A 12,375-nucleotide genomic window follows, 5' to 3' on the forward strand; every position below is an offset into this window, starting at 1 on the left:
ATGCTGGGCGACATTGCCAGCGTCATCGTCGACGGCGCGCTCATCAGCGCCGTCTACGCCCTGATCGCTATCGGCTTCACCATGGTGTTTGGCGTCGGCGGCGTGTTGAACCTCGCCCACGGTGCGCTGATAATGGCCGGCGCGTACACCTACCTGAGTCTCGTCTCGGACAGCATCCTCGCGAGCGTGACGCTGCCTCCGATAGTCGCGTTCCCGCTCACTATCGTCGTCGTCGGCCTCATCTCCTACGGCCTCTACGTCGTGTTAGTTCGGACCATCGAGGAGAACGTCGTCATCACGTTCCTCGCGACCATCGTGGTCGCCATCGCCTTCACCGAACTCGTCACGCTCGTGTTCCACGCGCAACCCTACCAGTACAGCGTGGTGCCGGGCGTGCTGCAGGTCCAGGCGCTCGGGACCCGAATCCTGTACGTCGAACTCGCGGCCTTTGTCGTCTCGTGGGTCGCGATGGGGCTGCTCTGGTACTACGTCACCAAGACCGACAGCGGGCGGTCGATACGCGCCACCTCGATGAGCGAGCGCGGAGCCATGCTCACCGGCGTCGACGTGTCAGGCGTGCGTGCCCGTACGTGGCTCGTCGCGGGCGGCCTGGCTGGCATCGCCGGCGTGTTCCTGGGCGGCATCGGGGCGGCCGAACCGACGATGTGGCTGGAACCGCTCGCGCTCGCCTTTATTATCGTCGTCGTGGGCGGCATCGGCTCGATCAAGGGGTCGGTCGCCGCGGCCTACATCGTCGGCTACCTGCAGACGGCGACCGGACAGTTCCTCGGACAGAGCGTCCGCGGCATCATGTCGCTGGTGGTCCTCGTGGTCGTCCTGCTGGTGCTGCCACAGGGCCTGTACGGCACGGAGTTCGTCCATGAGTGACCGAGAGCAGACCGGCCGAGGTATCGGCCGGCTCGTTGGCCGCGCCGAATCGGTCCTGAGAGACAGCGTCCTCCCGCAGGGAGCCGGCGTCATCGGAGCGGTCGGCCAGCCAGCGGAGCGGCTGCTCTGGCCGGTCGCCGAGCGGTACAACCGGACACTCGGCAAACGCTTCGGCGAAATTACCGGCCTGCAGTTGTTGCTGTTGCTGGTAGCTTTTGGCGGTCTCGTCACCGCGCCGCTGTGGGGCCAGGACTACCTCAGACCGCTCACGCTTGGCGCGGTCTGGGCCGTCTTCGCGATGGGCTGGGACATCCAGAGCGGTTACACCGGCTACATCAGCTTCGGCCACTCGGCGCTGTCGGGGGCGGCCGGCTACACCACCGGCTTGCTGGTGCTCCATCTGAATCCGGAGCTATCGCTGTTTGTCACAGTCCCGCTGTCGATACTCGCGACGACGGTGCTGGGTCTGGCCATCGCCGTCCCCTCGCTCCGTCTCCGTGGCCCGTATTTCTCGCTCGTCACCTTCGTCACCGTCCTGCTGTTCTACCGGCTGACAAAGGCCCTGAGCCACTGGACGAACGGCCTGCGGGGCATCCGCGTCGACGTGTTCACCTACGACCTGACGCTGCAGTACTACATGGTCGTGGTGCCGATGCTCGCCGTTGCGGCCACACTGACCTACGTCGGGCGCTCCGATGTGGGGACCGTGCTGGTCGCCATCCGCGAGAACGAGGATGCCGTCTCCGCGGCCGGCTTGGACCCGACGAAGTTCAAGCTCTGGTCGTTCGTGCTGAGCGCCGTCCCGATGGGTATCGGCGGGGTCCTGCTCGCCCACGTCAACGCGGGCGTCGACCCACAGACGTTCGTCATCGTGGACAACAGCATCCAAATGATAGCGATGGCAGTCATCGGCGGCATGAGCTCGATTCTGGGACCGCTCGGCGGCGCGTTCCTGTTCGTCGGACTCCGGGACGTGTTCCTCGTCGGCCTTGGCGAGGAACTGCGCTGGCTCGCCCTCTGGCTGCTGGTCCTCCTCGTGCTGGTGTTCGCCCGCGACGGACTGTTCCGTCTCCTCTGGCGTGCACTCGGCGCGCTGGGAGGTGACCGACGGTGACGCTGCTGTCGGTCGACGGGCTGGCCAAGCAGTTCGGCGGCCTCGTCGCCGTCGACGACCTCTCCTTTGGCGTCGAGAGCGGCGAGATACTCGGCCTCATCGGCCCCAACGGCTCCGGCAAGACGACCGTGTTCAACTGCATCATGAGCATCTACGCGGTGACCAGCGGAACGGTGCGCTTCAGCGGCACAGATATTACGGACGACAAGACACACCAGATTGTCAACCGTGGACTGTCGCGCGTCTCTCAGGAGTCCAATCCAATCGGGTCGATGACCGTCCGAGAGAACATCGAGCTGTTCACCTTCCCCAACAGCGTCCGCTCGTTCGACGGCGGCGCGAGCGACGAGGCAATCGCAAGCTACGCCGCCCAGGTCGATATCGAGGACGCTCTCGACGACGACCCCGGCTCCCTGCCCCACGCCGACGTTCGCCGCCTCGAAATCGCGAAGGCACTGGCGACGGAGCCGGACCTCCTCTTGCTCGACGAGCCCTTCGCCGGCTTGAACCAGACGGAGGTCCGGCAGCTTTCAGAGCAGTTCGAGTCGTTCCGCGAGCAGGGCATCACCATGGTCGTCGTCGACCACAACATGCGCGGCCTGATGGACCTCGTCGACCGGGTCGTCGTGTTGCACAACGGCCAGAAGCTGGCAGCCGGTGACCCGGCCGACATCGTCGGTGACGAACGGGTTCAGGACGCCTACCTCGCCGGGGAGGTGAACGCGGTCCAATGAGCGACCCGCTGCTCGAAGTCGAAGACCTCGACGTGTACTACGGCAAGTCACAGGCGCTAGACGGCGTTTCGCTGACCGTCGAGCACGGGGAAATCGGCGGCATCGTCGGCCCCAACGGCGCGGGGAAGACGACCCTGTTGGACGCCGTCGCCGGCTTCCTCGACTACGACGGGACGATTCGGTTCAACGGGCGAGACGTGGCCGACCTCGACCCCCAGCAGTTGGTCAACGACGGCCTCGTCTACTGCACCGAGGATCGCGACCTGTTCCCGTTCTTCTCGGTGCACGAGAACCTGCTCATGGGTGCGCAGTTCCGCGAGGACCGCGATGCCGTCCGGGCTGACCTGGACATGGTGTACGACCTGTTCCCGCGGCTCGACGACCGCCGGGACCAGGAGACCCAGACCATGAGCGGCGGCGAACAGCAGATGCTGGCCGTCGGACGTGCGCTGATGGGCGACCCGGAGCTACTCGTCCTCGATGAACCGACGCTCGGACTGGCTCCTGTCATCATCGACGACATCAGCGAGGCCATCGAGACGCTGAACGGTCAGGGTCAGACGCTCCTGCTCGTCGAGCAAAACGCCACGTTCGCACTGCGCCACGCCCACCGGCTCTCACTGCTGGAATCCGGCCGGGTCGAGCTCAGTGGCTCCGCCGCGGAGTTCCAGAACAACGACTACATCACGGAGGCGTACGTCGGCATCCACTGAGCGAGCGCTGGCGAACCGAATCCTCGGACGTGTTAACACTACGTCCGTCGTCGACTGCCACTCGTGCAGTCGCACTTCGCTGTCGGCGGTTCGTATTCTCGAACAGATGCCGAATACAGTGAAAGCAACGGGTGGCCAGCCATCGGACTACACCGCCCCGCGAAATGGGCGCATATATAGCTGTACGCGCTTGCCGCGGTCTCTTATGATGACGGTTCATTGCCGGCAAACGCAGAGCGCACCGGGAGCAAACACAATCGATGTGTTGCTTGTTCCGTATACTGAAACTGACAGTGTTCCACGGCACTGTGGCTCGCCGATAGCCCGGTCCAGCGGGAGAAACAGGGACTTCTCAGTACAGTGGAATAATAACCGTACTTTTGTTATCTAGTAGGACAAGCGAGGGCAGACTGCCCGAGCGTGTGTCGCCCGTGGGAGCGGATACACCGGTCCGGCGGCAGGGTTACCAGTTGACGTGGACTAGTTGACTGCCACCGGGCCAGGCTTACGCTACGACGCAGGCGCTTTCGATATCATTCGACCTATCCGAACGATCACAACAGGGTAGTGCGTCTTTGGTGGTGTGATATTACCGAGACCACGGTAACAGATTTGGTCAGAGGTATAGATCTAAATATTCGATATGTATTCAACTATTCCGATAACTGAGAGTTAGGTAGAGATATCGACTGCTGAATGAACGGTTTTGGTCTTATATTAGACCGAAAAAGTGCCCCCGAACGTGGTTATAACTACACATATTGGAGAGACAATAACACCCATACAACTCGCTTTTGCAGTGAAACAGCCGGTAGATGCGTCTGTTGTAACAAATATGGAAACGTATTTCTACAAGTGTGCATATATTTGTCCCTATGGGAGACGAAGAAGACATCGAAGACGAGACCGTGTCAGTATCGATGGAGATATCGGGGAATTACGACGAAGTCATGTCGAAACTGGCAACAGAAGACGAGGGGTCGACGTCGCTCGTCTCGCTACTCGACGACCTCGAACAGTTGCTTGACACGGTGGTCCGTATGGACGGTGGGACACGCAGTGCAATTGCCCAGCAGCTGCCCGAGGATATGGCCGTCTCCTTCGACGCTCAGGCGGTCGTCGATACGCTTCAGGTGCTCGAACGCTACGACCTCGTTGTCCTCGAAGGCAACACCTGGAAGCCCGGTCCGAAACTCACCACCGAAGAGTGATTCACCACAGTCCGGCCGGTAGCGGGTGGCTAGTTCGCCGGAACCGGTCATGATGACCGGAGCCAACGGCTGTAACACCTTCCGGAGTACCAGTTTCGGTGTACAACGGCGATAGATTTCCAGTTGACGTGACCGAAGTGCAGTAGCGTCCCCCTGTCGCCCAGTCTGTCCACTGTCACCACGTAAAGAGCTGTATAACAAACATCGGATCGCACGGAAGACTGTGTGCGAGCACAGTGCGTGCTCGTACTCTCCCGACGCCCACCGTCCCATGCTCCCCTGTACGGGACGGTTTCACGCCGGGTTTGCCCACCCGGCATCGGCCTTCGACGTCCGTTCGATCCGCATTTCTCGAACAGTTCTGTCACGCAGGCGATTACCAGCGGTGGTGGACGTCGTCGAAGACGTACGCCTCGTAGATGTCACGTACCGCGCCGTGGACCTGATTCGAGAGCGGGTCCATCTCGCTGACTGCTGCGTTCGCCCGGACGTGCTCCGGCGAGGTCGAGCCGGGGATGACGGTCGACACCGCGTCGTGGTCCAGAATCCAGCGCAACGCCATCTGGGCCATCGTCATCCGCTCGGGGACGTGCTCGCGGAGGTCGTCGACGGCGTCGAAGCCCGCGTCCACCGGGAGGCCGGCGAAGGTTTCGCCGCGGTCGAACGCCTCGCCCTCGATGTTGAAGTTCCGGTGGTCGTTCTCGGGGAACTCCATGTCCCGGGAGAGCTTGCCAGTCAGGAGTCCGGAGGCCAGCGGGACACGGACGATGACGCCGATGTCGCGGCGCTTGGCCTCCTCGAAGAACAGCTCCGCGGGTCGCTGGCGGAACATGTTGAAGATTATCTGGACAGTCTCGACGCCGGGATACTCGATAGCTTTCAGTGCTTCCTCGACGCGTTCGACGCTGACGCCGCAGTGCTCGACTTTCCCCTCGTCTTTCAGCCGCGCCAGGGCGTCGAACGTCTCGGGCCGGTAGTAGGCGTCTGTCGGCGGACAGTGCAGTTGCAGGAGTTCCAGCGTGTCGACCCCGAGGTACTCCCGCGAGCGGTCGACGTGCTCGGAGAGGTTGTCGTAGTTGTAGCGCTCGGCCGTATGGGGGTCGAGTCGGCGACCGGCCTTCGTCGCGACGGTCACCTCGTCGCGGACCTCGCGTTCGTCGAGCACGTCGGCGATGCGCTGTTCGCTGAAGCCGTCACCGTACACGTCGGCGGTGTCGATGAAACGGACGCCAGCATCGAGCGCGGTCCGGATCGTTTCTCGGCCTTCCTCCGCCGAGACGTCGCCCCAGTCACCACCGATATTCCAAGTCCCAAGTCCGACAGCTGTCACGTCGTACCCTGTCGTCCCTAACTGTCGTCGGTTCACGTATAGCCGTACCGTCGGCGGTCACTTGGTGGCTGTGGTACGCGGCACCAATCTAAAAAAGGGCAGTGTAGCCCGATAGCAGGCAGTCCGGTGGACGTGCCAACGTGGACGCCGGGGGCTACGTGAGCCACTTCGTCCGGCGGATGTCGTACGCACCGCAGTCCGGACACGAGTGGTACTGAACGTCGAACGACGCCTGGCACACCAGACAGGTGTACCGGCGTCTCGGTTCCTCCCCAGGGGACACGGCGTTATCGAACAATCCCATCGACGACCACACACTCCCTTCGCAGTACGAGAGTAAAAACAGGGCAGATCGTTCATGCACATCATATCGTCGCTGTCTTGCGGTTACGATTATGGGGGAGGGTGGTGTCCGCTGGTGACTGGCAACACAAACGTGATCTTTGAGAGAGGTTTTTGGAACGGGAGGTTGTCGTCCCAGCGAAGTTGTGAAGCCGACCTTGCCCTGACCAGAGAGTCGTGACCGCGGATTTTAATGCCCAGTCACCGGGTAACACACGGTATGGATGAGGCACCAGCTGTCGGTGAGTTGACACCACCGGATCGAACACTGATGGGTCCCGGCCCGAGCGACGTCCACCCGCGCGTACTCAAGGCGATGAGCACGCCGCTGGTCGGCCACCTCGATCCCTCGTTCATCGAGATCATGGACGAGGTCCAGGACCTCCTCCGGTACACGTTCCGAACGGACAACAAGTGGACGATTCCGGTCTCCGGGACCGGCTCCGCGGCGATGGAGGCCGCCATCGGCAACGTCGTTGAACCGGGCGATACGATGCTCGTCCCGACGAACGGTTACTTCGGCGACCGGATGGCAAGCATGGCCGAGCGCGCGGGCGGCGACGTCGTCACCGTCGACGCCCCCTGGGGCCAGCCGCTCGACCCGGCGGCGGTCGAAGCGGCATTCGACGAACACAGTCCGGACGTGTTCGGGTTCGTCCACGCCGAGACCAGCACCGGCGTCCTCCAGCCGTCCGTGCCCGAACTCACTGATATCGCCCACGCGAACGACGCGCTGGTCATCGCCGACAGCGTGACCTCGCTGGGCGGCGTCGAACTCCGCGTCGACGAGTGGGGCATCGACGTGGCCTACTCCGGCCCGCAGAAGTGCCTCTCCTGTCCGCCGGGCGCGAGCCCGCTCACGCTCAACGACGACGCGATGGACAAGGTCCTCTCCCGCGAGTCAGAGGCCCGCTCTTGGTACCTGGACATCTCGCTGCTGGAAGGGTACTGGGGCGAGGAACGCGCCTACCATCACACGGCCCCGATTACGAACGTGTATGCGCTCCGTGAGGCGCTTCGCCTCGTCGCCGAGGAAGGCATCGAAGAACGCTGGGACCGCCACCTGCGCGTCGCTGGCGCGCTGAAAGCCGGCGTCGAGGGCATGGGACTTGAGATGAACGCCCCCGACGACTTCTGGCTCCCGAGCCTGAACACCGTCCGCGTGCCCGACGGCGTCGACGACGGCGCAGTCATCCAGCACCTGCTGGACGAGTACGACCTCGAAATCGCCAGCGGTCTGGGCGCACTGGCAGGCGACATCTGGCGGATCGGCTGCATGGGCCATTCGGCCCGACGGCAGAACGTCAGCTACCTGCTGACGGCACTGGGCAACGCGCTCGGAGAGCAGGGCGCGACCGTGGACGTGGACGCTGGGCTGGCGGCGATGAGCGAGCGGTTCTGACGCTGTACTGAGCCGTCCCCGACGATTTTATTTCACGGATCTGCTGGAACAGGGTTGTCTCACGTAGCGCCGTTGTCCGAAGTCATGCGACAGACCAAGTCCTGTTCACAGTCACTCGACACCGACTGAAAACCAAGTCCGCCCTCCCCGATTTGAACGGGGGACAAGTCGATCTACAGTCGACTGCTCTACCAGTCTGAGCTAAGGGCGGTCGACACCCGAAAATACCCCGCCGTCCAGACTTAAGGATTGTTATTCGTAGAGGGTGCGCCGAACGGTCACACGACGCGGAGTGACACACCGGCTGGTGTCAGACACGTCTGACCCCGCTTCCGATCTTCCGATAGGCGGACCGAAACGGTCTACGAACGGTGTCCGACCGAACAGAGATGTATCGCGTCATGCCGGTAGCTGACGGGCGTCAGACAGCGCGGGAAGATTAAAATACCAGCCTGTATAATACCCTCATCGAGCCCGATGAGTAAGATAACGTTCCGTGCTGACGACGACCTCATCGACCAACTCGAGGCATTCGACGCCTCGAAGAGCGAGGTCATGCGCGAAGCACTCCGGGAGTATCTCGGAGACGCGTCACCGTCAGCGTCGGAACCACCGTCGGCGGCGTCGGAGTCCGTGACCGACGCCGAGACGATCGACGAGCTCATCGAAGACCGCGTCGACAGTATCATCGCCGACCGGCTGCAAACGCGACAACCGCGCTCGCAACCGCAGGATGTCAACGTAAACATCTCGTTAGACGGCGTAAGCGCGGGGGCAGCGAGCGCCGAAACCGAGCAACAGCGCGCCGGCGGCCGAGGGGAAAGCACCGAGAGCGGACGGTCCCACGACGAAAGTCAAACGTCTGATACGAGCGGGCGTAAGACAGAAGCGGAAACACGGGACAGAGCCGAGACGGAAGAACGTAAGACGTGTGCGCAATGTGGTGAAAACTTGGGTTCTGACCACGTTTACTGCCCGAACTGCGGTGAGAAAGCGTCCCGCCGGGTGTTCTGTGACTGCGGCGATGAACTCCGGTCGGACTGGGGATTCTGCCCGGGTTGTGGGAGACGAACGCCTGCGGCGGATGTCCTCGACCAGACCTAAACCAGCGTTTGCACGCGATAGACGCGCTCAGACGCCGTAAACGGGAAAGTGTATGACACTGCCCGTAAGTTTTAATACATCAGGGTCAGTGGTTTATTCTGCGTAAGACGGTCGTCTTACACAGCGACGAACGCGAGGGGATGCCGCCCTCGTACTGCGGTTTCGCTGTGTAAACACTCGTGCGGGGCGTAAACAGGTCCCGTCCGGGCCGTCTTACCCAAGGGGAAACTACCAAACATGGAGCGTGTGACACTACGGATTCCGAAGCAGCAGATTGAAGAGGTCGAACAAATGGTCGAGACGGGCGAGTACCCCAATCGGAGCGAAGCGATTCGCTCGGCGGTTCGGGAGATGCTCGCCGAAGAAGGCTCCGAACAGGCCTCCGAAAAGAAGCGGTCCTGGGCCAAGGTGTAACGATGCAGGATATCGTCAACGAGGCCCTCGAACGCGACGAGCAAGAAAAGAAGAAGATGTCCGACGAGGACGTCGACGGGTTCGGAGACCCGCGCATCGTCATCGTCGGCTGTGGTGGCGCCGGCAACAACACGGTCAACCGCCTGTACAACATCGGCGTCGAGGGCGCTGACACCGTGGCCATCAACACGGACAAACAGCACCTCAAGATGATCGAAGCCGACACGAAGATTCTGGTCGGCAAGTCCCTCACCAACGGCCTCGGGGCCGGCGGTGACCCATCGATGGGCGAGCGCGCGACGGAGATGGCACAGGGGACTATCAAGGAAGTGCTGGGCGACGCTGACCTCGTGTTCGTCACCGCCGGCATGGGTGGCGGCACGGGGACTGGCGCGGCCCCGGTCGTCTCGAAGATTGCCAAGGAACAGGGCGCAATCGTCGTCGGCATGGTGTCGACGCCGTTCAACGTCGAGCGAGCGCGGACGGTCAAGGCCGAGGAAGGCCTGGAGAAGCTCCGCAACGAGGCGGACTCCATCATCGTGCTGGACAACAACCGCCTGCTCGATTACGTCCCGAACCTGCCAATCGGCAAGGCGTTCTCCGTGATGGACCAGATCATCGCCGAGACCGTCAAGGGCATCTCCGAGACCATCACCCAGCCGAGCCTCATCAACCTCGACTACGCCGACATGACATCCATCATGAATCAGGGCGGCGTCGCGGTGATGCTGGTCGGCGAGACCCAGGACAAGAACAAGACCGAGGAGGTCGTCAAGGACGCGATGAACCATCCGCTGCTTGACGTCGACTACCGCGGTGCGAGCGGTGGCCTGGTCCACATCACTGGCGGCCCGGACCTCACGCTGAAGGAGGCCGAGGGCATCGCACAGAACATCACCGAGCGGCTCGAGGCCGACGCCAACGTCATCTGGGGCGCGCGGATTCAGGAAGAGTACAAGGGCAAGGTGCGAGTCATGGCCATCATGACCGGCGTCCAGTCCGCCCAGGTACTCGGCCCGACGACCCAGAAGCAGGCCAACAAGTCCCGCGAAGCAATTCAGGAAGTCGGTGACGACACGTCCTTCGACGCGTCCGACAACGTCGAAAGCTTCGACAGCCCCGCCCCGAACAGCGGGAGTCAGAACAGCGGCGGTCGAACCACCGGCTACAGCGAGACCGACGGCGGGCAGGACCAGCGCGAGAAGAACAACGGACTCGACGTCATCCGGACGAACAAGTAGCGACGTCCGCGGTTCTTCTTTCGGTTTCTCGGTCGTGAGCGACGCCTTTACTCAGCGGTGTCTGACAGACGGACTTCGGTCAGACCGCTTCCAGCGCGTCCAGCAGATTGCACTTCCGGCAGAGGTCCCGCGCCGTCGGTGCGCCGCAGTTGTCGCACTCGCCGTAGTCGGTGTCGCTGTTCTCGCCGCCGTAGGTGTCGGCGGCTAACGCGGCGAGTTTTTCGTAGCCGGCCATAATCGAGTGGCGGGTTCCGGGGTGGTTCTCTTCGAGGCCAAGCATGAGCTCCTGTATCTCGCCGCGGTAAGCCTCCTCGGCGTGGGGACATTCGGTGATGTGCGCCGGGAGATCTTCGAACCGGGCGTACAGCGCGACTTCCTTCTCCGGGATGTCACGGAGCGGCTTGGCCCGTGGGATGTGGTGGTCTTGCGCCTCACGCGTCTGCTCCGTCGGTGCGTCGGCGGACGAGTCGAACGGTCCCAGCGACGCTTCGAAATGCTTGGCGATCTGTGAGATATCGCCTTCGAGGAAGTTCATCAGTGCCGTCTCGGCCTCGTCGTCGAGGTTGTGGCCGGTCAGCAGTTTGTCCGCGTCGAGTTCGTCCGCGTACTTCGAGAGGAGGTCACGGCGGAACACACCACAGTAGGCGCAGGCGGCCATCCCCTCGGGGTCGTCCTCGACGACGTCGTCCATCTGGACGCCGAACTCCTCGGCATAGGAGACGGTGACGTGTTCGATGCCGAGGTCGTCGGTCAGTTCCTCGCAGGCCTCCAAACTCGCGTCGCGGTATCCCTCGATGCCCTCGTGAATAGAAAGGGCGACCAGTTCGATGCGGGGGTCCTCGGCGAACGTGTCGTGCAGAATCTGCGTGAGAACGACGCTGTCTTTGCCGCCCGAAAGGCCAATTACCCATGTCTCGGGGTCTTCGACTGTGGCGTCGTCGGACACGAGCCCGTCCTCGCGGATGCGACGGCGGACCCGTTTCGTGACCGCTCGGCAGAGATGAGACTCACAGAGGTGAAGCCCGGAATAGGCCGCATGTAACACCGCGTTCTCGCCGCATTTGTCGCACTCCATCGTGACGAGTAGTCGTGGCCGCAATGGTGAGAGGGTTTCGTCTCGGCCACGACAGGCCAGGTCGTACCGAATCGATCACAGCCACACTCACAGCGTGTCGGGGCCGTGCTGTAACGCGTCGAGGACCATCTCGACGGTGTCCTCGCGGCCGCTCGACGAGAACAGTTCGTGGCCGCCGTCGTACAGCCGGATGCGGTCGGCCGGCAGGCGCTCGCCGACGGCACGCGGGTCAACGACTGTGTCCGTGAGCGAGCAAAACGCCGCGGCGGCGTCCCGGGCCGGCGGCAGCGACCGCTGGGCACGAAACACCGTCCGAAGGAAGGCGGGCGAAACCGACGACGGAGCCTCCGCGAGTTGCTGGGCCGTCGCCAGGTCGCCGATAGCATCGGCGTCCAAGGTATCGATAGGGATGAACGGTTTCGTAATCGGGAGCGATGCGATAGCGTCGAGTACCGGCCCCGGAACCGGAAAGTCACTGTCCCACCAGGGGCTCAGGTACACTCGATTGCCGATGCCATCGGCGTCGATGTGGGCCGCTGTCAGCCCGCCCGCGCTGTGGCCCAGCAGGTCGAACCTGCCGAGGTCGGCGGCGTACTCCTGAACCGGACCGACCCACTCCCGCCGGTAGTCGGTGATGTGTGTCGGCAGTTCGACGGCGTGGACGCGGTATGCCGCCGCAAGCTGGTCGACGAGCCACTGGACGTTCCGGTGTCGGCAGCGGTTCCCCCACCCGAGGACGAGCAGGCAGTCGCGGGCAGCCCCCTCGTCGTACACGCGAATCTGCATACGCGACGTTCCCGCGGCGGA

The 12,375-nt window shown here is 62.9% G+C and carries 13 protein-coding genes and 1 tRNA gene; 9 read left to right on the plus strand and 5 right to left on the minus strand.

The annotated features are described in order from the left end of the window. The 5 genes from SG26_RS04995 (at position 1) to SG26_RS05015 (ending at position 4,660) form a co-directional block, all read left to right on the plus strand. Positions 1 to 888: a branched-chain amino acid ABC transporter permease gene (locus SG26_RS04995; protein WP_014041181.1), complete on the plus strand. Its 888-nt coding sequence runs from the start codon at positions 1 to 3 to the stop codon at positions 886 to 888. Then, positions 881 to 2,002 (plus strand): branched-chain amino acid ABC transporter permease, encoded by a 1,122-nt coding sequence (locus SG26_RS05000; RefSeq protein ID WP_050037014.1) that lies wholly within the window; start codon positions 881 to 883, stop codon positions 2,000 to 2,002. The genes SG26_RS04995 and SG26_RS05000 overlap by 8 nt, the downstream gene beginning before the upstream one ends. Beyond that, positions 1,999 to 2,736 carry an ABC transporter ATP-binding protein gene (locus tag SG26_RS05005; protein WP_050037015.1) on the plus strand — a complete coding sequence of 246 codons (738 nt, stop codon included), beginning with the start codon at positions 1,999 to 2,001 and terminating at the stop codon, positions 2,734 to 2,736. The genes SG26_RS05000 and SG26_RS05005 overlap by 4 nt, the downstream gene beginning before the upstream one ends. Then, a complete protein-coding gene (locus tag SG26_RS05010) occupies positions 2,733 to 3,449 on the plus strand; it encodes an ABC transporter ATP-binding protein (RefSeq protein WP_050037016.1) in 717 nt (238 codons plus the stop codon). The genes SG26_RS05005 and SG26_RS05010 overlap by 4 nt, the downstream gene beginning before the upstream one ends. Before the next feature lie 875 nt (positions 3,450 to 4,324). Further along, the gene (locus tag SG26_RS05015) at positions 4,325 to 4,660 is read left to right on the plus strand and encodes a hypothetical protein (protein ID WP_014041184.1); all 336 of its coding nucleotides are present in this window, start codon (positions 4,325 to 4,327) and stop codon (positions 4,658 to 4,660) included. Between the two features lie 376 nt (positions 4,661 to 5,036). Here SG26_RS05015 and SG26_RS05020 read toward each other — a convergent pair whose 3' ends face one another. Beyond that, complete coding sequence (locus SG26_RS05020) at positions 5,037 to 6,026, minus strand: aldo/keto reductase (protein WP_050037017.1); 990 nt, start codon at positions 6,024 to 6,026, stop codon at positions 5,037 to 5,039. A gap of 118 nt (positions 6,027 to 6,144) precedes the next feature. After that, a complete protein-coding gene (locus SG26_RS21085; RefSeq protein ID WP_014041186.1) occupies positions 6,145 to 6,354 on the minus strand; it encodes a hypothetical protein in 210 nt (69 codons plus the stop codon). A 198-nt stretch (positions 6,355 to 6,552) separates the two neighbouring features. Between SG26_RS21085 and SG26_RS05025 the strand changes: the two genes are divergently transcribed. Beyond that, the gene (locus tag SG26_RS05025; RefSeq protein ID WP_050037018.1) at positions 6,553 to 7,734 is read left to right on the plus strand and encodes an alanine--glyoxylate aminotransferase family protein; all 1,182 of its coding nucleotides are present in this window, start codon (positions 6,553 to 6,555) and stop codon (positions 7,732 to 7,734) included. 137 nt (positions 7,735 to 7,871) lie between these two features. On the opposite strand, the gene SG26_RS05030 is transcribed toward SG26_RS05025, so the two are convergent. Beyond that, positions 7,872 to 7,945 (minus strand) — tRNA-Tyr (locus tag SG26_RS05030). Positions 7,946 to 8,211: 266 nt separating this feature from the next. Between SG26_RS05030 and SG26_RS05035 the strand changes: the two genes are divergently transcribed. The 3 genes from SG26_RS05035 (at position 8,212) to ftsZ (ending at position 10,493) form a co-directional block, all read left to right on the plus strand. Next, entirely contained in the window at positions 8,212 to 8,838 is a 627-nt protein-coding gene (locus SG26_RS05035) for a zinc ribbon domain-containing protein (RefSeq protein ID WP_050037019.1), read from the plus strand. Between the two features lie 237 nt (positions 8,839 to 9,075). Continuing rightward, complete coding sequence (locus SG26_RS05040) at positions 9,076 to 9,252, plus strand: ribbon-helix-helix domain-containing protein (protein WP_004515010.1); 177 nt, start codon at positions 9,076 to 9,078, stop codon at positions 9,250 to 9,252. A gap of 2 nt (positions 9,253 to 9,254) precedes the next feature. Then, on the plus strand, positions 9,255 to 10,493 hold the full coding sequence (ftsZ, locus tag SG26_RS05045) for a cell division protein FtsZ (RefSeq protein WP_005537569.1): 1,239 nt from the start codon (positions 9,255 to 9,257) through the stop codon (positions 10,491 to 10,493). 79 nt (positions 10,494 to 10,572) lie between these two features. Here the strand turns inward: ftsZ and SG26_RS05050 are convergent, their stop codons facing one another. Next, positions 10,573 to 11,568, minus strand: coding sequence for a TIGR00269 family protein (locus SG26_RS05050; RefSeq protein ID WP_050037020.1), 996 nt, complete (start codon positions 11,566 to 11,568; stop codon positions 10,573 to 10,575). An 87-nt stretch (positions 11,569 to 11,655) separates the two neighbouring features. After that, positions 11,656 to 12,354: an alpha/beta hydrolase gene (locus SG26_RS05055; RefSeq protein ID WP_050037021.1), complete on the minus strand. Its 699-nt coding sequence runs from the start codon at positions 12,352 to 12,354 to the stop codon at positions 11,656 to 11,658. Positions 12,355 to 12,375: the final 21 nt, after the last annotated feature.

The organism is Haloarcula sp. CBA1115 (assembly GCF_000827835.1).
GTDB lineage: Archaea > Halobacteriota > Halobacteria > Halobacteriales > Haloarculaceae > Haloarcula > Haloarcula hispanica.